Source organism: Novosphingobium sp. FG90 (assembly GCF_057808725.1).
On the sequence record NZ_JBMDIO010000004.1, the window covers coordinates 124,733 to 148,450 of the forward strand.

At 65.1% G+C, this 23,718-nt stretch carries 16 protein-coding genes; 8 read left to right on the top strand and 8 right to left on the bottom strand.

The features are described from left to right. The first annotated feature begins 89 nt into the window (after positions 1–89). From gatC to gatB, 3 genes are all read left to right on the top strand, one after another. Positions 90–392 carry an Asp-tRNA(Asn)/Glu-tRNA(Gln) amidotransferase subunit GatC gene (gene gatC / locus ACODRZ_RS05385; protein ID WP_488969858.1) on the top strand — a complete coding sequence of 101 codons (303 nt, stop codon included), beginning with the start codon at positions 90–92 and terminating at the stop codon, positions 390–392. Positions 393–526: 134 nt separating this feature from the next. Then, on the top strand, positions 527–2,011 hold the full coding sequence (gene gatA / locus ACODRZ_RS05390) for an Asp-tRNA(Asn)/Glu-tRNA(Gln) amidotransferase subunit GatA (protein ID WP_488969857.1): 1,485 nt from the start codon (positions 527–529) through the stop codon (positions 2,009–2,011). 1 nt (position 2,012) lies between these two features. After that, positions 2,013–3,509: an Asp-tRNA(Asn)/Glu-tRNA(Gln) amidotransferase subunit GatB gene (gene gatB, locus ACODRZ_RS05395; protein ID WP_488969856.1), complete on the top strand. Its 1,497-nt coding sequence runs from the start codon at positions 2,013–2,015 to the stop codon at positions 3,507–3,509. Between the two features lie 335 nt (positions 3,510–3,844). Here gatB and ACODRZ_RS05400 read toward each other — a convergent pair whose 3' ends face one another. The 3 genes from ACODRZ_RS05400 to ACODRZ_RS05410 form a co-directional block, all read right to left on the bottom strand. Beyond that, positions 3,845–4,150, bottom strand: coding sequence for a hypothetical protein (locus tag ACODRZ_RS05400; protein ID WP_488969855.1), 306 nt, complete (start codon positions 4,148–4,150; stop codon positions 3,845–3,847). Further along, on the bottom strand, positions 4,147–7,071 hold the full coding sequence (locus ACODRZ_RS05405) for a M16 family metallopeptidase (RefSeq protein WP_488969854.1): 2,925 nt from the start codon (positions 7,069–7,071) through the stop codon (positions 4,147–4,149). The genes ACODRZ_RS05400 and ACODRZ_RS05405 overlap by 4 nt, the downstream gene beginning before the upstream one ends. A gap of 175 nt (positions 7,072–7,246) precedes the next feature. Continuing rightward, positions 7,247–7,702 (bottom strand): nuclear transport factor 2 family protein, encoded by a 456-nt coding sequence (locus ACODRZ_RS05410; protein ID WP_488969853.1) that lies wholly within the window; start codon positions 7,700–7,702, stop codon positions 7,247–7,249. Positions 7,703–8,095: 393 nt separating this feature from the next. Between ACODRZ_RS05410 and clpB the strand changes: the two genes are divergently transcribed. After that, complete coding sequence (clpB, locus tag ACODRZ_RS05415; RefSeq protein ID WP_488969852.1) at positions 8,096–10,675, top strand: ATP-dependent chaperone ClpB; 2,580 nt, start codon at positions 8,096–8,098, stop codon at positions 10,673–10,675. A gap of 62 nt (positions 10,676–10,737) precedes the next feature. Here clpB and ACODRZ_RS05420 read toward each other — a convergent pair whose 3' ends face one another. Together ACODRZ_RS05420 and ACODRZ_RS05425 are read right to left on the bottom strand one after the other, a co-directional pair. Next, entirely contained in the window at positions 10,738–13,710 is a 2,973-nt protein-coding gene (locus ACODRZ_RS05420; RefSeq protein WP_488969851.1) for a TonB-dependent receptor domain-containing protein, read from the bottom strand. 271 nt (positions 13,711–13,981) lie between these two features. Further along, positions 13,982–16,987, bottom strand: coding sequence for a TonB-dependent receptor plug domain-containing protein (locus tag ACODRZ_RS05425; protein WP_488969850.1), 3,006 nt, complete (start codon positions 16,985–16,987; stop codon positions 13,982–13,984). Positions 16,988–17,455: 468 nt separating this feature from the next. Between ACODRZ_RS05425 and ACODRZ_RS05430 the strand changes: the two genes are divergently transcribed. The 4 genes from ACODRZ_RS05430 to ACODRZ_RS05445 all read left to right on the top strand — a co-directional run bounded on the left by ACODRZ_RS05430 (position 17,456) and on the right by ACODRZ_RS05445 (position 20,400). Next, on the top strand, positions 17,456–18,241 hold the full coding sequence (locus tag ACODRZ_RS05430) for an SDR family oxidoreductase (RefSeq protein ID WP_488969849.1): 786 nt from the start codon (positions 17,456–17,458) through the stop codon (positions 18,239–18,241). Between the two features lie 6 nt (positions 18,242–18,247). Further along, the gene (locus tag ACODRZ_RS05435) at positions 18,248–18,886 is read left to right on the top strand and encodes a TetR family transcriptional regulator (protein ID WP_488969848.1); all 639 of its coding nucleotides are present in this window, start codon (positions 18,248–18,250) and stop codon (positions 18,884–18,886) included. Beyond that, a complete protein-coding gene (locus ACODRZ_RS05440; RefSeq protein WP_488969847.1) occupies positions 18,886–19,167 on the top strand; it encodes a hypothetical protein in 282 nt (93 codons plus the stop codon). Before ACODRZ_RS05435 ends, ACODRZ_RS05440 begins: the two co-directional genes overlap by 1 nt. An 81-nt stretch (positions 19,168–19,248) precedes the next feature. Then, positions 19,249–20,400: an acyltransferase family protein gene (locus ACODRZ_RS05445; RefSeq protein ID WP_488969846.1), complete on the top strand. Its 1,152-nt coding sequence runs from the start codon at positions 19,249–19,251 to the stop codon at positions 20,398–20,400. Between the two features lie 9 nt (positions 20,401–20,409). Here ACODRZ_RS05445 and ACODRZ_RS05450 read toward each other — a convergent pair whose 3' ends face one another. Genes ACODRZ_RS05450 through ACODRZ_RS05460 form a run of 3 tightly spaced genes read right to left on the bottom strand, consistent with a single transcriptional unit; the run spans position 20,410 to position 23,713 of the window. After that, positions 20,410–21,423 (bottom strand): type II secretion system F family protein, encoded by a 1,014-nt coding sequence (locus ACODRZ_RS05450; RefSeq protein ID WP_488969845.1) that lies wholly within the window; start codon positions 21,421–21,423, stop codon positions 20,410–20,412. A gap of 10 nt (positions 21,424–21,433) precedes the next feature. Beyond that, positions 21,434–22,405 (bottom strand): type II secretion system F family protein, encoded by a 972-nt coding sequence (locus ACODRZ_RS05455; protein WP_488969844.1) that lies wholly within the window; start codon positions 22,403–22,405, stop codon positions 21,434–21,436. Positions 22,406–22,447: 42 nt separating this feature from the next. Then, complete coding sequence (locus ACODRZ_RS05460; protein WP_488969959.1) at positions 22,448–23,713, bottom strand: pilus assembly protein CpaE; 1,266 nt, start codon at positions 23,711–23,713, stop codon at positions 22,448–22,450. Between the last annotated feature and the right edge of the window lie 5 nt (positions 23,714–23,718).

The window sequence follows — 23,718 nt, forward strand, 5'->3', positions numbered from 1 at the left end:
GCCGCGCCGCCCCGCTGCTAGCGCACCGCTATCGAATTTCCGCCCGCCGTGCTTCCATGCGCGGCGGGCTCAACCGTAAAGGGAAAGCCATGTCGGTCGATACCGCAACCGTGGCGAAGATCGCCAGCCTCGCGCGCATCAAGGTGAGCGAGCAGGAACTTGAGGCCATGGTGCCCGAACTGAACGGCATCCTCGCCTGGGTGGAGCAACTCGGGCAGGTCGATACCGACGGTGTCGAGCCGATGACCGCCGTGATCCCCAACACCCTGCGCCTGCGCGACGACGTCATCAACGCCGACCCGCTGACCGGCGGCGACAAGCGCGACGCGGTGCTGGCGAATGCCCCGGCGGCCGAACACGGCTTCTTCGGCGTGCCCAAGGTAATCGAGTAAGCGACTTCGCTTTGGCCCGATCCTTCGACAAGCTCAGGATGAGCGGTGTTTTGGGGGAGAGGGACTTTGTACCTATTCCCGCTCATCCTGAGCTTGTCGAAGGATGCAGCAGCACACAAAATCTGGAATGCAGCATGACTGACATTACCGACCTTGGCGTAGCCGCCATCCGCGACGGCGTCGCCGCCGGAACCTTCTCCGCCGTCGAAGTGGCCGAGGCGTTCAACGCCAATGTCGCAGCGGCGCAGGACGCGCTGAACGCCTTCATCGTCGCCACGCCCGACCACGCGATCGCAGCCGCGAAGGCCATCGACGCCAAGCGCGCCGCCGGCGAAGCGCTCGGCCCTATGGGCGGCGTGCCGATCGGCATGAAGGACCTGTTCACCACCAACGGCGTGCAGACCACCGCCGCCAGCCACATCCTCGAAGGCTTCGTGCCGCAGTACGAATCGACTGTCTCGCAGAAGCTGTGGGACGCGGGCGCTGGCCTGCTGGGCAAGCTCAACCTCGACCAGTTCGCGATGGGCTCCTCGAACGAGAGCAGCCACTTCGGCTCGGTCGTGTCGCCCTGGCGTCGCCCCGGCAGCAATGCGCCGCTGACGGCGGGCGGTTCCTCGGGCGGCTCCTCGGCGGCGATCGCGGCGCGCCTTGCGCCCGCCGCCACCGGCACCGACACCGGCGGTTCGATCCGCCAGCCCGCCGCCTACACCGGCACCACCGGCATCAAGCCGACCTACGGACGCTGCTCGCGCTGGGGCGTGGTGGCCTATGCCAGCTCGCTCGATCAGGCGGGGGCGATGGCGCGCGACGTCACCGACTGCGCGATCATGCTGGAAAGCATGGCCGGTTTCGATCCCAAGGACGCGACCAGCCTGAACCTGCCCGTGCCGGACTGGACCGCCGCGCTCTCGGGCGACCTCAAGGGCAAGAAGGTCGGCATCCCGAAGGAATACCGCGTCGATGGGATGCCTGCCGAAATCGAGGCGATCTGGGAGCAGGGCATCGCCTGGCTCAAGGACGCGGGCGCCGAAGTGGTCGAAGTCTCGCTGCCGCACACGCAGTATGCGCTGGCGACCTACTACATCATCGCGCCTGCCGAAGCCTCGTCGAACCTCGCGCGCTATGACGGCGTGCGCTACGGCCTGCGGGACCTGCCCGACGGTGCGGGCCTGCAGGACATGTACGCCGCAACCCGCGCTGACGGCTTCGGGGCCGAGGTCAAGCGCCGTATCCTGATCGGCACTTATGTGCTGTCGGCGGGCTTCTACGACGCCTACTATACGAAGGCGCAGAAGGTCCGCGCGCTGATCTCGCAGGACTTCGCCAAGGCGTTCGAGCAGGTCGATGTCCTCCTGACCCCGACCGCGCCGAGCGCTGCGTTCGCACTGGGTGAGAGCAACGAAGACCCGATCGCGATGTACCTCAACGACGTGTTTACGGTCCCGGCCTCGCTGGCGGGCCTGCCCGCGATGTCGGTGCCCGCGGGCCTCGACGCGCAGGGGCTGCCGCTGGGCCTCCAGATCATCGGCCGCCCGCTCGACGAGCAGGGCGTACTGAATGCGGGCCTCGCCATCGAGGGCCGCGCAGGATTCACGGCGAAGCCGGAGAAGTGGTGGTAATATGAGCACATATCGCATCCAGGGCGCCACCGGGGACTGGGAGGTCGTGATCGGCCTCGAGATCCATGCGCAGGTCACGTCCAATTCCAAGCTGTTCTCCGGCTCGGCGACGGTGTTCGGCGCGGAGCCGAACACGCAGGTCTCGCTGATCGACGCGGCGATGCCGGGCATGCTGCCGGTGCCGAACGGTGAGTGCATCCGTCAGGCTGTGCGCACCGGCATGGCGATCGACGCGCAGATCAACAAGTGGTCGCGCTTCGATCGCAAGAACTACTTCTATGCCGATCTTCCGCAGGGCTACCAGATCAGCCAGCTGTACCACCCGCTCGTCGGCGAAGGCTCGCTGACGATCGAGGCGGACGAGAAGGCCGGTATCCCCGAGGACAAGGTCATTGGCATCGAGCGCATCCACGTCGAGCAGGACGCAGGCAAGCTGATGCACGATCAGCACCCGACGATGTCCTACGTCGATCTCAACCGTTCGGGCGTGGCGCTGATGGAGATCGTCAGCCGCCCGGACATGCGCTCGCCCGCAGAGGCAGGCGCTTACGTGTCGAAGCTGCGCACGATCCTGCGCTATGTCGGCTCGTGCGACGGCAACATGGATCAGGGCTCGATGCGCTGCGACGTCAACGTCTCGGTGCGCAAGCCGGGTGACGAGTTCGGTACCCGCACCGAAACCAAGAACGTCAACTCGGTCCGCTTCGTCATGCAGACGATCGAGCACGAGGCGAACCGTCAGGTCGACGTGATCGAGGGCGGCGGCAAGATCGTGCAGGAAACCCGCCTGTTCGACCCGAACAGCGGCACCACCCGCTCGATGCGCTCGAAGGAAGACGCGCACGATTATCGCTACTTCCCCGATCCCGACCTGCTGCCGCTGGAACTGGACGATGCCTTCCTGGAGGCGTGCCGCGCCTCTCTGCCCGAACTGCCCGACGCCAAGCGCGCGCGCTATGAAGGCGAACTGGGGCTGTCGGCCTACAACGCCGCCGTGCTGACCACCGACGTCGATACGTTCCAGTGGTTCGAGGCGCTGCTGGCCGAGACCGCTTCGGCGCAGGGCAAGGCGCCCGCCGAAGTCGCCAAGCAGGCGGCGAACTGGCTGATCTCGGAGTTCTTCGGCGCGCTCAACAAGCTGGGCAAGAGCCTTGAGGATTCGCCGGTCAGCCATGCGCAGGCCGCCGAACTGCTGGCGCTGGTCGGCAAGGGCACGATCTCCGGCTCGATCGCCAAGCAGGTGCTGGAGATCATGCTGGAGACCGGCGATGGCGCCGAAGCCATCGTCGAGCGCGAGGGGCTGAAGCAGGAATCGGACACCGGCGCCATCGAGGCCAAGGTGGACGAAATCCTTGCCGCCAATGCCGACAAGGTTGCGCAGTACCGCGAGGGCAAGGTGGCGCTGTTCGGCTTCTTCGTCGGCCAGACGATGAAGGCGATGCAGGGCAAGGCCAACCCTCAGGTCGTCAACGAGATCCTGAAAGCCAAGCTGGGCTGACGCTTAACAAGGCTCGCGAAAAAAGCCGCCGCACCGTTTCTTCGGTGCGGCGGCTTTTTTGTGTCCGCTGTGCAACTCTTGTTGTCCCGTGGTGGGACCGTTCGCAATAATCCGCTTGTATTCGCAATTTGCGGTGCTATCGATTGCGCGAAGACCGGGGGGGTCTTTCCAACAATTTCGCGCTGGCGTGCCCAAGGGGCATCGTTTGCGCATCTGGCGGTGCGGAGCAGGCGGCTCCGTGCGCTGCACAAGCTCACCTGGGGGGGTGAGGGGGCCCGGCATTGCGCCACAGTGGAGCGCGCGATGTCGGGCCTTTGCCCCCTCGGATGCTTCCGTCAGCCCGCGCGGCGGGTTCCGGTCAGCTCCATCGCGCCGAACATTCCGGCCTTCACCGTTCCCGTCAGTGCATTGCCCTCGACCGTCGCGGAGCAGTCGAGGTCCATCGGCATCGGCACGGTCATCTTCATCGACCACGTCAGCTTCTGCCCGGCGATGCGGCCGTCGGTAATATCCATGCTGCCGAGGTCGCCGGTGATGTTCCCGGAGAAGCTGTCGCCTGCTCCGGGTTCGATGGTTAGGACGCCCTTCTGGCGGCCCAGCGGGGTATTGGTGACGCAGTCGTAGGTGCCGGCAACGGTCATTCGGATGCTCCTTCGCTGTCGTTCTCGCCTTGGCCTGGACCGCCGGGGGCGGGGCGGACCTCTACGGGCAAACCCAGAGCCTTGAGCTGCGGTTCCACGACCTTGCGGTCGCCGACGATCACCCAGGTCAGGTCGGCGGGCTGCAGGTACTGTGCTGCCGCCGCGCCGATGCGCCTGGCATCGATGCCGCGATAGGTCTGCGCCAGCTTGACGTAGTAGTCCTCGGGCCGCCCCAGCCGGTCGTTCTTGACGATGGCGGAGAGCACTTGCGCGTTCGTCTCGAAATCGTTTGGCAGGCTGCGGATCGCGCCGTCGGTGACGCGCTGGTACTCCTCGGCCGAGATCGGCTGCTTGGTCGGCAGGGCGCCCATGTCGGCGATGATGGCCCGGATCGAATCGCCGGTGCGGTCGGCCTGCACGGGTGCCATGACCTGCATCATCACCGGCCCGGTCGCCTGGCTGATCCCCGAGCGCACCCCGTAGCTCCAGCCCTTCTCCTCGCGAATGTCGAGGTTGAGGCGCGAGAGGAAGCCGTTGCCGACGACGTCGTTGGCGAGCATCAGCGATTCCTCGTTCGGGGTGCGGCCGGTCAGCGGCAGCACGCGCCCGGCGAGGATCACCGACTGCGGCGAGTTCGGCCGGTCGATCAGCACCACGCGCGACGCAGGTGTGGGCGTGGTGGTGTCGAGCGGCTTGACCGGCTTGGGCGCGGCCGGGGCCTTCCAGCCGCCGAACGCCTTTTCCAGCAGCGGCTTCAGTTCCGCCATCGTCACGTCGCCGACCACGGTGATCCGGGCGAGGTCGGGGCGCAGCCACTTGGCATGGGCGGCGCGCAGCGCCTCGGGCGTGAGGGCGGCAAGCGCGGTGTCGCTGCCGAGGCCGTCGCCCGGCTGCGCATAAGGATGCGTGCCGAAGAGTTCGCCGCTCAAAGTGCGGGAAGCCAGCGCGCTCGGCGTCGACTGGGCCTGCGCCAGTTCGGCCTGAGCCTGACTGCGCGCGCGGTCGAAATCGGCCTGCGCGAAGGCGGGGTGGAGCAGCACGTCGGAGGCCAGCGCCAGCGTGGGCGCGAGGTTGTCGCTCAGTGCGCTCAGCGTCAGGCTGCTGGTATCGAGGCTGGCATTCGTTCCGATCGAGGCGCCGAGACGCTCCTGTTCCTCGGCGATCTGGGTGGCGTTGCGGGTCCTGGTGCCTTCTTCCAGCATGCCGAGCATGAGCCCCTGCGTGCCCGGCGTGTCGAGCGCGTCGGCGGCATAACCGGCGTCGAAGTCGATCGACATGACCAGCTTGGGCACCGTGGTCCGCCGCGCCAGCGTGACGGGGATGCCGTTCGAGAGCGTTGCGCGCTCGATCGCCGGGAAGGCGAGAGCGCCGACCGGGGCGACCGGCGGCGCGGTGCGCTTGGGCGCGGGGGCGAGCTTCGCGGCCTTGGCGGCCTTGCCCGGTGCGGCGGGCGGGTTGGTCGCTTCGTCGCCCCAGCCGCCCATCTTCGCGCCGTCCTCGGTGCGCGCGCCCGGCACCACGGCGATCTTGTAGACCGGGCGGCCGAGCCACCTGGCCATCGCGGTCCGCACGGCGTCCGGCGTCAGCGCGGCGATGGCCTGAAGGTCCGCCTTGTACTTGGCCGGATCGTTCGAATAGACCTGCCCTTCGGCCAGCGTCGCGCCCTTGCCGGAGAAGCCGCCGACCTGCTCCAGCCCGCCGATCTCGCTCGACAGGATCGAGGTGACGGCGCGGCGTACTTCGTCCTCGCTCGGCCCCTTGGCGACGAAATCGGCGATGACCTTGTCGAGTGCGGCTTCGGCGGCAGCGCGCTGGATGCCCGGTTTCACGTCCATCGAGGCGTCGAGGAAGCTGGCCTGTTCGAAAGTCATGGCCGATGCGGTGACGGAGACGGCAAGCTGCTGCCCGCGCACCAGTTCGTTGTCCAGCCGCGAGCTGGCGAGCCCGCCGAGGATGTGCATGCCGATGCGCAGCGCCGGTGCGTCGGCATCGTTGAGGCCCGGCCCGCTCCAGTCGCGGCTGAGGCGCAGGGTCGGCACCTGATCGGTCAGGTCGCGCGAGAGCGGCGCGGGCAGGGTGACAGGCCCGGCCGAGACGGGCGCGATGTCAGGGCCCTTGGGGATGGCGCCGAACCACTTTTCGACCTTGGGCCGCGCGGTCGCCGCATCGATGTCGCCCGAGAGGACGAGGACGACGTTGTTGGGGCCGTAGTGGTCGGTGAACCACTTGCGCACGTCGGTCAGGCTGGCGGCGTCGAGGTCGGCCATCGAGCCGATCGTTGAGTGGTGATAGGGGTGGCCGACCGGGAACAGGCCCTCGGCCACGGTATATTCGGCGAGGCCGTAAGGCTGGTTGTCGCCCTGCCGCTTCTCGTTCTGGACGACGCCGCGCTGCTTGTTGAGCTTGTCCTGCGTGACGGCGGGGAGCAGCGCGCCCATGCGGTCGCTCTCCATGAATAGCGCCAGGTCGAGCGCGCCGGTGGGCACCGTCTCGATGTAGTTGGTGCGGTCGTACCAGGTGGAGCCGTTGGTCGAGGTGGACCCCGCCGCCTCCAGCGGAATGTCGAAGTTGGGCACGTTGGAAGAGCCGCCGAAGAACAGGTGCTCGTACAAGTGCGCGAAGCCGGTCTTGCCGCGCGGCTCGTTCTTGGACCCGACCTTGTAGTAGAGCGTGACGCCGACGATCGGCGCCTTGCGGTCGGTGTGAACGATGGTGGTCAGGCCGTTGGCGAGGACGAACTTGTCGTAGGGAATGTCGACCTTGGCGACCAGTTCCTGCGGTGAGGCCGCTGCGGGCTGGGCTGGTGCAGGCGGCGCTGTCGGCGTGCTGGCAACCGGTGTGCCCGAGGGGGCGGTAGCGCAGGCTGAGAGGAGGAGGGCGGCGGCGAGAGCGCTCAGGCTCGACGTGGGGGCGGGTCGCATGGGTGGGAGGTTAGCAGCTTGTTTTCGTGTGGCCAGCGGCGTTTTTGCCCACCCCTGCCCCCTCCCGCAGGCGGGAGGGGAATGCGAGATCAGCGGCTCCCCCCTTCCCGCCTGCGGGAGGGGCAGCGAGACTTAGGCCGAAGGCTTTAGTCGCAGCGGGGTGGGCGTGGCCGCCTCACCCCCGCTTGAAGATCTGCCCCGAATCGAACAGCGAAATCCGCCATTCCCCATCACCGTCGCGGCGGCATTCCATCTTCACGTCGGCCACTGCCAGCGGATCGCAGTACGTGTCGAAAGGCCCGTCGCCCAGCGCTGCGAAGAACACCAGCAGGTAGCCGACTTTCGCATGGTCCTCGCCCTCGAACCCGACGCGCAGCGAGGTGATGATATGGCGCATGGTCATGAGGCCCGCGCCTGCCTTCATGGTCTCTGCGCGGCCCTTGTAGAACGCCTCGACCGCCTCCAGCCCCTCGCGCCACTGGCCGCCGACGTTGTAGCGCACGTCCTGCGACAGGCAGCCGGTCTCGCGCATCTCCAGGCCGTTGTGGATGTCGAGTTCGTCGCCCCACTCGTAGATCACCTGCTTGATCGCGAGGACGTCCGCCGCCTGCTGGGGTGTGAATTTCGCCATAGAGCCTCTTCCCGTCGGGTTATCGCGCCAAGGCTAGGGCAGGGCTTGCGGCGGGGCTAGCGGACGCCTTGCATTACCGCCCCGGCGAAGGCCGCATAGATATCGCTGCCCCATATTCGTCATTGCGAGCGAAGCGAAGCAATCCAGGGCGGTTTGAGTCTGCCCTGGTTTGCTACGCTACGCTCGCAATGACGATCGGAGGGAACGAAACGCCCTCTGGCAAATCGGCAACGGGCACCCATCTTTGCCTCGGCAGCCGGTTCGGGCTCCGCGTCCCTTGCGCCCGATCAAGGATTTCGGGCATTTCGCAGACTAAGGAAAAATTCGGGTGATCAGCCCTTGTGTTGCATATAAGCAACACCATATCGGCGGGATCAGGAGGCACATTCCACAATGAATCTCGAAAAGTTCACTGACCGCGCCAAGGGTTTCCTGCAGGCCGCACAGACCGTCGCGATCCGTCTGAACCACCAGCGCATCGCGCCCGAGCATATCCTCAAGGCCCTGCTCGACGACCCCGAGGGCATGGCCGCCGGGCTCATCAAGCGTGCCGGTGGCAACCCGGTCTTCGCGACGCAGGAACTCGACAGGGCGCTGGCGAAGATCCCGGCCGTGTCGGGGAGCGGCGCCGCCGGTTCGCCCGGCCTCGACAACGATGCCGTGCGCGTTCTCGACGCCGCCGAGCAGGCGGCGACCAAGGCGGGCGACAGCTTCGTTACCGTCGAGCGCCTGCTGCTGGGCCTCGTGCTGGCGACGACCACGCCTGCGGGTCAGGCACTCAAGGCCGGCAACGTCACGGCGCAAGCGCTGGAGGCGGCAATCACCGAACTGCGCGGCGGCCGCACGGCTGACAGCGCGGGCGCGGAGAACGCCTACGACGCGATGAAGAAGTATGCCCGCGATCTCACGCAGGCGGCGAAGGACGGCAAGCTCGATCCGGTCATCGGCCGCGACGAGGAGATTCGCCGCACCATCCAGATCCTCGCGCGGCGCACCAAGAACAACCCGGTGCTGATCGGTGACCCCGGCGTCGGCAAGACCGCCATCGCTGAGGGCCTTGCGCTGCGCATCGCCAATGGCGACGTGCCGGACAGCCTCAAGGACCGCAGCCTGATGTCGCTCGACATGGGCTCGCTGATCGCGGGCGCCAAGTACCGCGGCGAGTTCGAGGAGCGCCTGAAGGCCGTGCTCGACGAAGTGAAGGGCGCGGACGGCCAGATCATCCTGTTCATCGACGAGATGCACACGCTGATCGGTGCGGGCGCGTCCGAAGGCTCGATGGATGCGGGCAACCTGCTCAAGCCTGCGCTGGCGCGCGGCGAACTGCACTGCATCGGCGCGACCACGCTCGACGAATACCAGAAGTACGTCGAGAAGGACGCCGCCCTGCAGCGCCGTTTTCAGCCCGTCTTCGTTGGCGAACCCACGGTCGAGGACACCATCTCGATCCTGCGCGGGCTCAAGGAGAAGTACGAGCTGCACCACGGCGTGCGCATCACCGACGGCGCGATCGTGGCGGCGGCGACGCTGTCCAACCGCTACATCACCAACCGCTTCCTGCCCGACAAGGCGATCGACCTCATGGACGAGGCCGCCAGCCGCATCCGCATGGAAGTGGAAAGCAAGCCCGAGGAGATCGAAAAGCTCGACCGCCGCATCGTGCAGCTCAAGATCGAGGAAATGGCGCTCGGCAAGGAGAGCGATTCCGCATCGAAGGACCGGCTCGCAGCGCTGCGCGTGGAACTCAGCAACCTCGAACAGCAGTCGAGCGAGCTGACGACCCGTTGGCAGAACGAGCGCGACAAGATCGCCGCCGAGGGCAAGCTCAAGGAACAGCTCGACGCCGCGCGTATCGAACTGGAGCAGGCGCAGCGCGGCGGCGACTACGCCAAGGCGGGCGAACTGTCCTACTCGACGATCCCTTCGCTGGAGGCGAAACTGGCCGAGGCGCAGGCATCTGCCGGGAACGCCTTGCTGCGCGAGGAAGTGACCGAGGATGACATCGCCGGTGTCGTCAGCCGCTGGACCGGAGTTCCGGTCGACCGCATGCTGGAAGGCGAGCGCGAGAAGCTGCTCAAGATGGAGGAGATCATCGGCGGCCGCGTGATCGGCCAGACCGATGCCGTCGCCGCCGTCTCCAAGGCGGTGCGGCGCGCGCGTGCCGGTCTGCAGGACCCGAACCGGCCGCTCGGCTCGTTCCTGTTCCTCGGCCCCACGGGCGTCGGCAAGACCGAGCTGACCAAGGCGCTGGCGGGCTTCCTGTTCGACGACGACACCGCGATGGTGCGCATCGACATGTCGGAGTTCATGGAAAAGCACGCGGTCGCCCGCCTGATCGGCGCGCCTCCGGGCTACGTGGGCTACGAGGAAGGCGGCGTGCTGACAGAGGCGGTGCGGCGGCGGCCCTATCAGGTCGTGCTGTTCGACGAGGTGGAGAAGGCGCATTCCGACGTCTTCAACGTGCTGCTGCAGGTGCTCGACGACGGGCGCCTGACCGACGGACAGGGCCGCGTGGTGGACTTCACCAACACGCTCATCATCCTGACCTCGAACCTCGGCAGCCAGTATCTCGCTGGTCTCGACGAGGGCGTGGACGTGGCCACGGTCGAGCCGCAGGTGATGGAAGTGGTGCGCGGGCATTTCCGGCCCGAGTTCCTCAACCGCCTCGACGAGATCGTGCTGTTCCACCGTCTCGGGCAGGAGCACATGGCGCCGATCGTCGATATCCAGGTCGCCCGCGTGCAGAAGCTGCTCAAGGACCGCAAGATCGTGCTCGACCTCTCGGAATCGGCGAAGCGCTGGCTGGGCCGGGTTGGTTACGATCCGGTCTACGGCGCGCGGCCGTTGAAGCGCGCGGTGCAGAGGTATCTGCAGGACCCGCTGGCGGAGAAGCTGCTCGGCGGCGAAATCCCGGACGGCTCGCACGTCCGGATCGAGGACGGCGACGGTGCGCTGGCGATCAGCGTGGAATGACGGAAACGGGCCGGGAAGCAATGCTTCCCGGCCCGAATTTCAGGGCAATCGTGATCTGAAGATCAGAACACGTTGGCCTTTACGCCCATGAAGAACGAACGGCCGACCGCGCTGATCGGATAGGCCACTGCGCCCACGTCTGGCTTGGTGTCGAACAGGTTGTTGATACCGCCGTAGAGCGTGAAGCGGTCATCCACGTTGTACGATGCGTACAGTTCGTGCTCCCACTTTTCCTTGTACCAGATGTAGCCGGCGGGGACGTAGTCAGGGTTCGCCGCTTCCTGCTCGCGCGTGACCCGGCGGGTCTTGTCCCACCAGTTGATGCCGTAGTTGAGCGAGAAGGGACCCTTGATCCAGGTAAGGTCGAAGGTCGCGCTGAACTTCGGAGCCGGATAGTCCGCGCTGTCCAGTTCGTTTTCGGCAGTGGCGCCCGGCGAAGGCACGAATTCCAGCTTGTCGAGGTAATTGCCCACAAGGCTGACCATGAAGCTGCCCACCGCAGGCGAAACCTCGAAGCGGTACTTGAGGTTCACGTCCAGACCGGCGGTTTCGTAGGACGCGACATTCTGCGGGACGACGCTGAAGCTGTTGATATAGCCGTTGCTGCTGCTGCGAGAGATCAGCGAGCAGTACTGATTGTCCAGTGTCGGCTGGTCGTAGCATAGATCCACGATGTCCTGGGCGGTCGAGTAGTTGATCGCCTTGGTGATGCGGATGTTGTACCAATCCGCGCTCAGCATCAGGCCGGGCAGGAACTGCGGGCGCAGGACGACACCGGCGGTCCAGGTCTTGGCCTTTTCTTCGTTCAGGTTGGGATTGCCGCCCTGCGTACCGAGAAGACTGCTGTTCTGAGGAGAGGTGGCGTCGTTGGCGGGGTCGAACCCGGCCTGATCAACGCCCACCGCAGCAAGTGCGGCGGCGCAGTTGGCCGCTCGGGTAGAGGTGCCTTCGGCGATGCGTTCCGGACCGCAGGGGTCGGTGATGAACTCGTACCCGCCGCTGGTGCCCGCGAAGAGTTCGGTGATGTTCGGCGCGCGGACCGAGACCGAATAGGTGCCACGGAACGAGATGTCCTGGACCGGCGCATAAGTGCCGTTGACGTTCCAGGCGGTAGTTGAACCGACCGTGGAATAGTCGGACAGGCGCAGTGCTGCGCCGAGGCTGAATTCATGCGCGAGCGGCTGGTCGAGGAAGATCGGCAGGCGGACTTCCGCGTAGGCTTCTTTCACATCGAACGAACCAGTGTCGATCGTCGCCTGGGCGCTGTCGGCCAGGAAACCGTTCTGCGTGTAGTAGGAGGGAACCTGCCTGCTGGTTTCCTTGCGGTACTCCGCACCTACGGCGAAGCCGATCGGCCCGCCGGGAAGTTCGAAGAACGCACCGGTATCACCCGAAATCGATGCCGATGCGACGTACTGGCGCAGGCGGGCGTAGTCGGTGTGCGTGGCGAGGATGAAGTCCAGCGCTTCTTTCGAAGGGGAGCCATTGCCGAGCACGTTCAGCGGGACGCACTGGCCGGGCTGGAAGGTCAGCGGCGCGCCGGAGTAATAGGGAGACCCGAAGCTGTTACCCAGGATCTCGGTCTGGCCCGGCAGGTTGATGCGGCAGGTGACGCCGCCGTTGCCGTCTGAAACGGCGTCGAGCGCGGCCGAGTAGCGGTCGAGGATGCGATCTCCCGAGGACGTCGCGCGCTGGGTCGACTGACCGAACACGAACGAGGCGTCGTACTTCAGGTGCTCCGACAGGTCACCGTTGGCGCCGACGACGGTGCGCCACAGCTCGCGATTCAGTTCCGAGCGCCGGATCCCGAAATCGAAGTTGTCGCGGCTGACGAGGGCGCCATCGGGCGCGTCCGCCCCGAAGCGCTCGTTCAGGTAATAGTTGTCGGCGAACAGTTCGGTGTAGAAATCATAAGTCGGCTGGGCGAAGGTATAGGCCTTCGACTTCACGTACTTGGCTTCGGCATAGAGGTTCAGGGCCGGGCTGACCTCGTAGTGGGTCATGGCATTGAAGATGTGGCGGCGCAGGTACGGCGTGTAGTCGCCATAGTACGAATCGCGCGGCGTGCTGTCTCCGCCGACGGTAAACGCGGTGCCGGGGATGTAGGTGCCCAGGTTGTAGGGGGTACCTTCGCCGGTGAAGTCGGGCACGCCGTCGAAATCGACGTCGATCGCGCCTCCCATCGAGCTGTCGGCCCAGCGCAGGTTGTTCATCAGGATGCGGTCGGGCACGTTGGGGTCGTCGCCCGCCGAGCCCGGGGCTCCGTCGTTCGGATTGCGCACGAAAGTCCAGGTCGGTCCGGTCTTGCTGTAGTTCAGGCGCTTCGTCTGGGCGAAACGATCGGACTTGTTGAATTCGTAGGCAAAGGTGATGTTGCCCTTGCCATCCGCGAAGTTCGTGCCGGCCGTCGCGGCGATGAACTTCTCGCCGGCATCGCCGCGTTGCGAGATGGAATTCTGCGCACGGATGCGAAGGCCTTCGAAGTCCTTCTTCATTATGAAGTTGACCACGCCCGACACGCCGTCAGCGCCGTAGATCGCCGAAACGCCGCCCGTGAGCACGTCCACGCTCTCGATCAGGTCGGTCGGAATGGTGTTGGTATCGACCGACGCGGTGCCCGGATAGCCTGCCACGTGGCGGCGGCCATCGACGAGGACCAGCGTGCGCGAGGTGCCGAGGTTGCGCAGGCTCAACAGGTTCACGCCGGTAAGCTGCCCGTTCGGCAGGTTCGAACCGGCCGAATCGATGGCGCGGCGAGAGCCGAGGAGAGCCGGGCTCTGGGCCAGGAATTCCGTGATGTTGACCTGGCCGGACTGCTCGATCGTTTCCGATGTGATCGAAACCACGGGATTGGGATTATCGAAGCCGGCGGGCGTCGAGATGCGCGTGCCGGTGACGATGATGGAATCGGCGGCGTCTTCGTTGCCGGTGGTCTGGGCGGTGGTGTCTTGCGCCATGGCGGGAGTGGCCGCCAGGACGGTCATCGCCGGAATGACCGCGACGCCAAGAAGCAGGGCGCTTCTTGCAGTTTTCATGATGTGTCCCCTTGTTGCACTTCGGACCCCGGAAATGGTCCGCGAACCGTTGCGGTCAGCAGAGGTTCATGAACGCATCCTGCCTTCGCGCTTCGCGACTGCAACAAGGAATTGAAGTAATTGCGAAATTTTTCTGCCGCAGAGTTGTAACAATACAACATCAATCGACAATTTTTGTGTGCACATTTCAACACAATCTTCGGGCGGGCAAAAGAAAAGGGCGGCCTCGTGCGAGGCCGCCCCATCCAGTTTCGCGTATAACGTAGTGACTTTAGAAGTCGACCTTCGCACCGACGCGCAGGTAGCGACCGATGATGTTCGCACCCGCAAATGCAGGGTTGTAGTTATAGATGCCGTAGGCAGCATTCACGTCTACCGGCGCCTTGATGTCGAAAACGTTCATGACGTTCGCGTAGATCGAGAAGTTATCGTTGATCTTCTGGTTGATCGACAGGTCGACGTTCCAGATGTCCTTGCTCCGGCACTGGACCGGGGTGCCGTCCTCGTAGGAGATCAGGCCAGCTTCGACGTTGCCAGCGCAGTCGCTGGTGCTCATGCCGTAGTCGATCTGGGCGGTATTCACGCCCCTGGTGTAGTACGCCGTCACGGTCACCGAGGTGTCCTTGTACTGCAGCGTGTTCTGCCAGCTGCCGCGCCACTTGGGCGAGCCCGAGCACGAGGTGATGTTGCAGGGACTGAGCGTACCGTCGTAACGCAGCGTGCCGTCTTCGGTCGCCAGCTTGTACTTCAACGTGTAGGACGCATCGAGTTGGCTGATGAAGCGCAGGTCGCTGGTCAGCTCGTAGTCGGCGTTGATGCCGAAGTCGATGCCGCTGACGGACTGCGAACCCGCGTTCTGGTACGGGGTCTGGATGAAGCCCAGGCGCGGAAGCGCGGTGGGGTGTGCATCATCAGGCGTGCCCGGTACCACGACGGTGTTGGGAAGGTCCACCACGCCGTTGTTGAGGTAATAAGCATCCACGTAAGGCTTGATGTTGGTCACACCGGTGATCAGGTTCTTGATCTTGATGTGCCAGAAATCGACGCTGAATGACACGTTGCGGATCGGCTCGACGACGATGCCCGCAGTGAACGAGGTCGACTTTTCGGGCTTCAGCGACGGGTTGCCGGTCTGCGTCAGGCCGATGCTGTAGGTGCCCTGGGTGTAGTTGCCCTCGGTGCCGTCGGCATTGGCGTGTGCGGCGCAGAAATCGACGTAGACATCGCAGTTGATGCTCTGGTTGCCGAGATAGCCAGTGGTCGGCAGGCCGAACGCTTCGTTGAAGCTCGGAATGCGGAAGCCCTTCGAGAAGGTGCCGCGCAGCACGACTTCATCGATCGGCGTGACCTTCAGGCCCAGCTTGGGCGAGAAGTTCTTCTGACCGGTCGAGTACTTGTCGTAACGGCCCGAAGCGGTCAACTCGACCTGATCGAGAACCGGAGCCTGGAGTTCGAAGAACGCCGACTTGACGTTACGCGAACCCTCGGCGCCGACTGCGTTGATCGAGTAGTAGCGATCGAACGGGTTGGCGTCGTTGGCCGGGTTGGCCGACGGTGAGTTGATTGATTCGTGGCGATAGGCAACGCCGACCGCAGCCTGCATCGCACCGCCCGGCAGCTGGAACAGGTCCTTGGCGAGGGTCGCCTGAGCCTGCCATAGCTTCGAGACCGAAGTGTTGCGGCTGACCGGGGCGATGTAATCCCACACTTCCTGCGAGTTTGCAGTCGGATCGACGAAGTTGAAGGAGCCGTTGGCGGCTACGTCCATCACCCGCGACGGGATGATGTAGTTGGACTGCGTGCGCTTCAGGCGGACTTCCGAAGCGGTGACGTTCACGCCGTAGCGCCAGTCGTCGCCGAACGAGCCCTCGACGCCGACAACGCCGCGCAGCGCCCGGGTGTTGGTGTCGTCGGTGCGCATGAACGGCGAGCGCAGGAGGACCTGGGCGCGCTGGCCGGCAGCCGCGTAGGGGTTGTTCGGGTTGAGGACGCCGTTGCTGGCGTCGCAGCCCGTGTTCAGGCTGTTGAAGGTGCCCTGGCCGGCGGCGCAGACGTAGACCGGCAGCAGCACGTTATAGGCGGTCGGCTGGACCTGACCCGGCGTGGCCGCAGGCGTGCCGTTGAGACCCAGCGGCGTGAGTGCGGCCGAGGTCTTGGTCTTGTAGTAAGTGCCCATGGCGTAGAACTGCGCACGATCACCCAAGTTGACCGTCGCGCGGCCGGTGAAGCCGTAGCGCTCGATCGCCGGCTGCAGCATCTGGTAGTCGTTCTGGTAATCGACTTCGCATGCGCCGCTCAGCGGAGCAGTGGGCGAGGTGCCGATGTTCGGGTTCACGGCATAGGGGCCGCAGCCGACCGTCGGATTGAGGTAGTCGAAACGGCCCGAACCGGTGTTGGCACCCGCGGCGACGGGACGTACCAGGGACACGTTGGGGGTCGAGAACAGGCCGTTGAACACACCCGATTCCGGCGTGTAGCCGTTCCAGTTATGGTTCGCCATGCAGCTGCTGCCGTCGGCCTTGCAGATGGCGGTCAGGTCGGTCGAGTTGTATGGGTAGGCGCGATCGCGTGCCCAGAGGTCGTCCTGCTTTTGGTATTCACCCGAAAGGTAGACGTTGAAGCCCTGTTCGGCGAGGTCGCCGTAGCCGACGGTCAGGTCGAGGCGCTGTTCGCCGTAATCGCCGCGATCGGAAATGCCGAGCGAGCCGTTCGCGTGAACGCCCTGGATTTCCTTCTTGGTGATGATGTTGACCACACCGGCGATGGCGTCGGCGCCGTAAGTCGACGATGCACCGTCCTTGAGGACTTCGATGCGCTCGATGATCGCGTTGGGAATCGAGTTGAGGTCGACGAAGTTACGCTGGCCGTCGTCGGCAAGCGGGTACGGTGCGAGGCGCAGGCCATCGACGATCGACAGGGTGTTCTGCACGGTCAGGCCGCGAAGCGACGGGGCGTTGGCACCTGCGGCGAAGTTGGAACCGGTATTCCAGCCGCTGGCGATGGTGCCTGCGCCGTTGGCGCTCAGGCGTTGGAGCGCTTCGGACGCGGTGTTGATGCCGCGCTTCTGCAGGTTGTCCGACGACAGGACCGTCACCGGCGAGGCGGTTTCCTTGTCGGTCTGGCGCAGGATCGAGCCGGTGACGACGATGACGCCCTCGTCGCTCGAATCGGTTGCTCCCTGCGGGGCAGCCTGTGCGTGCGCAGTGCCGCACAGCAGTGCGAAAGCCGTAAGGCTCGTCGCGCCGCACAGCGCGGCCTTCTGGATGGTGGTTTTCACTTTTGTGTCCCTTGTTGCTTCGTTCACCAGACGGATGCGTGACCAAGTCCGCCTGGAGACCCGTTGCCGGCTTTCGGATGCGCGCACGCATCGTGATGCCATGTGAAATCTTGTTGCACCGTAGGGTTCTCCTTTCAACGGAATTTGCCGCGTTCCGAAAATTGGGTTGGCGATTGTGGCAATGACGCAACAGGTGTGCGCGACGGGTCGTCACCCGAATGCAACCGCATAAGGATTCCAGCCGATTAGCCGGAACAATAGACCTGTTGCATATGGGCATTGTCCACATTGTTTCTTGCGCAGGGCATCGCCCCGGTGAAATCCTGTTGCGCGGTTGCAAAACCCTTTCGCGCAATGGATTGACCCGTCGGCACGACGCATTTAACCGATTGATTAAATCGCTTCGCGCAAAATGGATGGCCCGCTTCGCGTGATGGGCATAGGGCGCGAAAGAGAAAGGAAATCGGCATGAAACTCGACAGCTCGGTCGCCGCGGTAGTCACCGGCGCAGCCTCGGGCCTTGGCGCGGCTACGGCACGCGCTCTGGCGGAAAAGGGCGTGAAAGTCGCGATCTTCGACCTCAATGCGGAGGCAGGGGAGGCGCTTGCGGCGGAGATCGACGGGGTGTTCTGCGCAGTCAACGTGACTGACGAGGACAGCGTCGTCGCCGGATTCGCGAAGGCGCGTGCGGCGCATGGGGTCGAGCGGGTGCTGGTCAACTGCGCAGGGATCGCGCCGGCCGCCAAGACCGTCGGCCGGAACCGCGAGACAGGCGAGCCTAGGTCGCACGACATGGCCCTGTTCGAGAAGGCGATCGCGATCAATCTGGTCGGCACCTTCCGCTGCATCAGCAAGTCGGCCGCAGGTATGGCGGGGCTCGAGCCGATGGACGCGGCTGGTTCGCGCGGCGCCATCGTCAATACCGCCAGCGTCGCCGCGCAGGACGGGCAGATCGGCCAGGCCGCCTACGCCGCGTCGAAGGGCGGTGTGCTGGCGATGACGCTGCCGGTCGCGCGCGATCTCATGGGCGAGGGCATCCGCGTCAACACGATCCTGCCGGGCATCTTCGAGACGCCGATGATGGCGGGAATGCCCCAAAGTGTGCAGGATGCGCTGGCGGCGATGGTGCCGTTCCCGAAGCGGCTGGGCAAGCCGGAGGAATATGCGAAGCTGGCGCTGTTCATGCTGGAGCACGATTATCTCAACGGCGAATCAATCCGTCTCGACGGCGCGATCCGCATGGGGCCGAAGTAAGCGCGGATGAAGGAAAGATCCGTCTCCGCCGTGGAAGTCGCGCCTCCCGGGGCACGTGCGATGCTGCTCGACACGGCCAGCGCGATCATGCGCGACGGCGACGTGATCGACATCTCGCTGTCGGAACTGAGCCTGCGTTCGGGGCTGAATTCGGCGCTGGTGAAGTATTATTTCGGCAACAAGGCGGGGCTGCTCAAGGCGCTGCTCGACAGGGACTGGGAGGCGATCGTCGCCAGTGTCGATGCGCTGGTCGCCAAGGACGGGTGGGAGCCCGAGGCCAAGTTGCGGCGCCACTTGTGGAAGGTCGTCGATACCTTCTACGAGGTGCCGTATCTCAACCGCCTGACCATGCGCATGGTGCGCGAGAGCGACGACACCGAGGCGCGGCGCATCGCCGATTGCTATCTCTCGCCGATCTACCGCGCCTATGAGCAGCTGATCGGTGACGGCGTGCGGGCAGGGGTGTTCCGGGAGATCGATCCGCAGTTGTTCTACTTCACCGTGACGGGCGCGGTGGACCGTTTCTTCTCGGCGCGGCTGGTGCTCAAGCACTGCTTCGACCAGGATACGCTGACGGAGGAACTGCGCGACCGTTACCGCGAGCATACCATCGACATCATCATGGCGGGCATTCTCGCGCACTGATGGCCCGGAAGAAGAAGCGCTACCTCACCGCGACGATGGCGGACGGCTACGTGAAGACGATCGGGCCGACGGCGGATACGTTCACGCATTACTGGCGCGTGGTGGCAGAACTGCAGAACGGCAAGACCGAGGTGTTCTGGGGGCATGTGCGCTCGCTCGCGGAGGCGAAGAAGAAGCGGTTGCCGTTGGACGAGGCGGCGAAGATGCGTGGCTGGAAGGGATTTGCCTTCGAGATCGCGGAGCTTGTCGAGACGGACGGTCCGTCAGGTCACGAGGACTGACGAGGCGCTTGACAGCCGATGCCATCGGATTGATTTCACAGCCGTGTCGGGCTCGGTTGGGGCGCCTGTACTGGGGAAATCATGACGGCTTCGGCGGGTGAGGCGGGCGACTTGCACACCGGGAAGCACCGCCTCACGCAATTGGAGGCGGTGCGTGGAATTGCTTCGCTGGTCGTGGTGCTTCATCATTTCGCGCTCGGTTTCGCCCCGGGAATACGACTACGGTTCCCGGACGGCATCGCCGGGACACCGTTGTTCTGCCTGGTCAACGGTTCGGCGGCGGTAACGCTGTTCTTCGTGTTGTCCGGTTTCGTGCTGACGCGCCGCTATTTCGATCGCGGCCGGGCAGGAGGTGAACTGGCGATAGCCGCGGCCAAGCGAATGCCGAGGCTGTGGGTTCCCACGACCGCCTCGGCGATCCTCGCGTGGCTGGTGTTCAGTCTTGACCTGACATGGAACGTCGAGGCAGCGCGGTCGACCGGCAGCGACTGGCTGAGGCTATATGCCAACGCCGGCTTTCCGGCAGTCTACCACCCCGACATCGCGATGGTCATGGAGCAGAGCGTCACGCTTTTCTTTCACCCCGCCAATCCGGGGCTCGTCAACACAAACCTCTGGACGATGTATTTCGAGCTGTTCGGCAGCATGCTGTGCTTCGCCATAGTTTGGCTGCTGCGTACCATGGATGCGCGACGCTGGTGGTCCGCCGTGCCTGCCGGCATCACGGTTCTGGCGCTGATCGCGGTGCTGGGAGCGGCGGCGCTGCCGTTCCTGCTGGGGGCATGCCTGGCCAGATTCTACCGGCATGACAGGCTGTCGTTGTCGATGATCGCTGGTATCGGGCTCGCCCTGGCAGGGCTGGCACTGTGCGGCATGGACGGTTTCGTCGCCGAGAACCTCGGTTCCGTCACGATCCTCTTCGCGGTCCTCGCCTGTCCGTCGCTGGCGCGCGGGTTGTCCGGACGCTTCGGCAGCTTTCTGGGGCGCTATTCCTTTCCGCTCTATCTGGTCCACCTGACGGTGATCCTGTCGGCATCCAGCTTCGTGTTCGTGAAACTCATCGACACGGGCGTGGACAAGGCGCTCGTATTGCTGGGCACGGGAGCGGTCACGCTGGCATTAACCTTTCTCGTGGCGGCGCCCTTCGTCGCGCTCGAAGAATGGTGGGTGCCCACGCTCAATCGGGTTGCCGGTGTCGTGCAGCGTAGGTTCTCGCCTTCGCGGCCGGCATAGGGGCCGACGTCAGCCCGCCTTGCCCGGACCGGAGCCGGAGAATGCGTCGCCGATCGAGCATGCAGCGGGTCCAAGGATCACGACGAACAGCGTCGGCAGGATGAACAGGATCAGCGGCACGGTCATGATAGCAGGCAGGCGCGCGGCCTTTTCCTCGGCGCGCATCATGCGTTCGTTGCGGAATTCGGCGGAGAGCACGCGCAGGGCCGAGGCCAGCGGCGTACCGTAGCGCTCGGTCTGGACCATCGTCGTCACCACGCCCTTCACGGCGTCGAGGTTGACGCGATAGGCGAGGTTCTCGAAGGCCTGGCGGCGCTCGGTGAGGAACGAGAGTTCGATCGAGGTCATCGAGAACTCGTCGCCCAGTTCAGGATAGGCTCGGCCCAACTCGCGCGAGACGCGCTCGAAGGCGGCGTCGACGGTCAGGCCCGCCTCGGCGCAGATGACGAGCAGGTCGAGCGCATCGGGCAGGCCCTTGCGGATCGCGTCGGTACGCTTGGAGACGAGGTTCTGGATGTAGATGTCCGGCCCCTTGTATCCCGCCAGCACCATGGCTGCGAAGCCCATGAACTTCTTGAAGTCCGACCACTCGGGGAAATAATTGATGCCGTAGATCACCAGCGCGGCGAAACCGCCGAGCGCGATCGGCGCGACAAGGCGCGCGAAGACGACCGCGACGGCCCATTCCTTGTTGCGGATGCCGGCCTGCGCAAGCTTCTGCTCGATCGTCTTGATCTGGCTGTCCTGCAGCATCCGAGCCTTGCCGAGGAACGCACCCATCCGGTCGGTGGTGTCGTTGCGGCGGATGAGGCTCTGGCGCTTGCGGGCGGTGGTGATGATGCCCGCCTTGAGCTGTTCGCGCCGGGCGTTCAGCGCCTTGACGCGCTTCTGCATCGGGTCGCGGATGGTGATCGCGGTATAGATCGCGAAGAGCACCGCAGCGGCCGCGACGATGGTGAGCAGTGTCCCGACGTAAGTGACGTCGAAGCCGAGGAGTGTGGGACCGGCGGGTTGTTCGAGCATGTGCTGGTCCTCAGATCTCGAAGCTGACCATCTTGGCCATGATGAAGGCACCGATGCCCATCCAGATGGCGCCGCCGATGCCGGCGACCATCAGGCGCTCGTCGATGAAGAACTGGCCGATGTACTGGGGGCTGATCCACCAGATCATGAAGAAGACGATGAACGGCAGCGAGCCGACGATATAGGCCGAAGCCTTGGATTCCGAACTCATCGCACGGATCTTGAGCTTCATCTGCGCGCGCTTGCGCAGCACGTCCGACAGGTTCGCCAGCGTCTCCGCCAGGTTGCCGCCCGTCTCGCGCTGGATCGCCAGGGTGATGCAGAAGAAGTTGAATTCGGGCATGTTCAGGCGGTCGGCGGTTTCCTGAAGGGCGTCCTCCATGGTCTTGCCGACTTTCATGCGGTCGGTGATCAGCTTGAACTCCTCGGCGACGGGGCCGGGGATTTCCTGTGATACGATCGTCAGCGTCTCCGATACCGGCAGGCCCGAGCGCAGGCCGCGCACGAGCAGGTCGATGGCGTCGGCGAACTTGACGGTGAAGGCGTTGGAGCGGCGCTTGATGAAGTGGCCGACGACCATGTGCGGCAGCCCTGCGCCGACGAAGACGCCAAAGGCCAGCGCCAGGAACATCGCGCCCGTCTTCATGAACAGCAGCAGCGTTATCACCGCGCCGAGGCCGATCGAGCCGTAGAGATACTGCTGCAAGCTCCAGGGCAGGCCCGAACGATGCAGGCGCAGCGCCAGCGCTTCCGCGCGCGAGGCGGAGCCGGCGATCTGGTGGATCCTCGGCTTGCGGGCGGCGACGGCGCGGCGCATCTGCGCCTCCAGCCGATCGCTGGCGTTGTTCGAGTGGCGGAAGCGGACGGACTTAAGGCGCCGGGTCGATTCCTTCTTGGGCGACGGTCCGGACAGCAGAGCCCAGACGAGCAGCGCGAAGCCGGTAAGCCCCGTCGTTACCATGATGACCTGAAGGAAGTTCATAGCCGTTACCGAACCTTGAGCCGTTACCGAACCTGGCGTCTCTTACGAGGACGCGGGGGCCTTCTTCTTTGCCTTGGGCATCATCGCCTTGAGGTCGAACTTGCCGAGCAGCGATGGCTTCGCGACGGCGGCGTCCTCGCCGATGTCGGCGATGTCGCGGGCGAGGTCGCGCAGCACTGCGCCGGCCTTCGTCGCGCGGTTGGCATCGGCGAACGTCTGGCCCAGCTTCGCGGCCATCGATGCGGCCTTGAGGTCATAGGGGATCGACACGTCGATGCGGGTTTCGATCGAGGCCTCGAAGTCGGCCTTGCTGATCTCCGCCAGCGTCGGCTGGACCTTGTTGGCGACCACGATCACGCGGGTCTGCGGCGCATTGGCCTTGAACCACGAGAGCAGGCGAATGGTGTCGCGCGCCGAGGCCAGCGTCATTTCCGTCACCAGAACCGCGACGCCGAGGTCGGCGACGAGCTGGGGGAAGTTGATCAGCATGTTGCGCGGCATGTCCACCACGGTCATCTCGAACGCGGCGCGGAACTCTTCGGCCAGCTGCTGAAAGGCGGAGCCGTCGGTCAGCAGCGGCGCGTTGATCGGCGCCTCGGCGGAGAGGATCGCGAGATTGTCATTGGCACGGATCATGGCGCGTTCGATGAACAGGCCGTCGATGCGGCTGGGGTTCTCGATCGCGTCGGTCAGGCCGCGGCCCGGTTCCAGGTCGAGGCACAGGGCACCGGTGCCGAAGTGGATGTCGAGGTCAAGCAGCGCGGTGGGCAGCTTGTGGTCGGTGCTGAACAGCCACGCCAGCGAAGTCGCCAGCGTCGAGGCGCCGACGCCGCCGCGCGTGCCGATCACGGCGGTCGAGACATGCTGCTTTCCCGCGCCAGTGTCGGCCACGCGCGGGGTAGAGAACACCGACTGCGCCTGAGCCAGCGCATCGCGCACGGCAGCGGGCTGCAGCGGCTTGAGCAGGTAGTCGTGGATACCGCTGGCGATGAGGTCGCGATACAGGCGCACGTCGTTGACCTGGCCCACGGCGACAACGACCGTGCCCGGCTCACAGACTTCGGCCAGCGCGTTGATGTCGCTCAGCGGGTCGCCGCTCTCCGACAGGTCGACGAGCAGGATGTTCGGGCTGGCCGATATCGACAGCGACTGGACGGCATTGCGCAGGCCGCCCTTGTGGCACTTCTCCGGCTGCCAGCCCATCTCGATGGCGATCGGGCGCAGCACGTCGAGCGAAGCCTCGTCGCACAGGAACGCGGCGAACTGGTCGCGACCGCCGGGGCCGCCTGTCTTCCAGGGAGCGTTCATGGCCA

What these genes read in the sequence shown, in the direction of transcription:
- clpB (WP_488969852.1), top strand. Translation starts at nt 8,096, where the DNA reads ATGAATCTCGAAAAGTTCACTGACCGCGCCAAGGGTTTCCTGCAGGCC.
- ACODRZ_RS05410 (WP_488969853.1), bottom strand. Translation starts at nt 7,702, where the DNA reads ATGGCGAAATTCACACCCCAGCAGGCGGCGGACGTCCTCGCGATCAAG.
- ACODRZ_RS05450 (WP_488969845.1), bottom strand. Translation starts at nt 21,423, where the DNA reads ATGCTCGAACAACCCGCCGGTCCCACACTCCTCGGCTTCGACGTCACT.
- gatB (WP_488969856.1), top strand. Translation starts at nt 2,013, where the DNA reads ATGAGCACATATCGCATCCAGGGCGCCACCGGGGACTGGGAGGTCGTG.
- ACODRZ_RS05430 (WP_488969849.1), top strand. Translation starts at nt 17,456, where the DNA reads ATGAAACTCGACAGCTCGGTCGCCGCGGTAGTCACCGGCGCAGCCTCG.
- ACODRZ_RS05400 (WP_488969855.1), bottom strand. Translation starts at nt 4,150, where the DNA reads ATGACCGTTGCCGGCACCTACGACTGCGTCACCAATACCCCGCTGGGC.
- ACODRZ_RS05460 (WP_488969959.1), bottom strand. Translation starts at nt 23,713, where the DNA reads ATGAACGCTCCCTGGAAGACAGGCGGCCCCGGCGGTCGCGACCAGTTC.
- gatA (WP_488969857.1), top strand. Translation starts at nt 527, where the DNA reads ATGACTGACATTACCGACCTTGGCGTAGCCGCCATCCGCGACGGCGTC.
- ACODRZ_RS05445 (WP_488969846.1), top strand. Translation starts at nt 19,249, where the DNA reads ATGACGGCTTCGGCGGGTGAGGCGGGCGACTTGCACACCGGGAAGCAC.
- ACODRZ_RS05455 (WP_488969844.1), bottom strand. Translation starts at nt 22,405, where the DNA reads ATGAACTTCCTTCAGGTCATCATGGTAACGACGGGGCTTACCGGCTTC.
- ACODRZ_RS05420 (WP_488969851.1), bottom strand. Translation starts at nt 13,710, where the DNA reads ATGAAAACTGCAAGAAGCGCCCTGCTTCTTGGCGTCGCGGTCATTCCG.
- gatC (WP_488969858.1), top strand. Translation starts at nt 90, where the DNA reads ATGTCGGTCGATACCGCAACCGTGGCGAAGATCGCCAGCCTCGCGCGC.
- ACODRZ_RS05435 (WP_488969848.1), top strand. Translation starts at nt 18,248, where the DNA reads ATGAAGGAAAGATCCGTCTCCGCCGTGGAAGTCGCGCCTCCCGGGGCA.
- ACODRZ_RS05405 (WP_488969854.1), bottom strand. Translation starts at nt 7,071, where the DNA reads ATGCGACCCGCCCCCACGTCGAGCCTGAGCGCTCTCGCCGCCGCCCTC.
- ACODRZ_RS05440 (WP_488969847.1), top strand. Translation starts at nt 18,886, where the DNA reads ATGGCCCGGAAGAAGAAGCGCTACCTCACCGCGACGATGGCGGACGGC.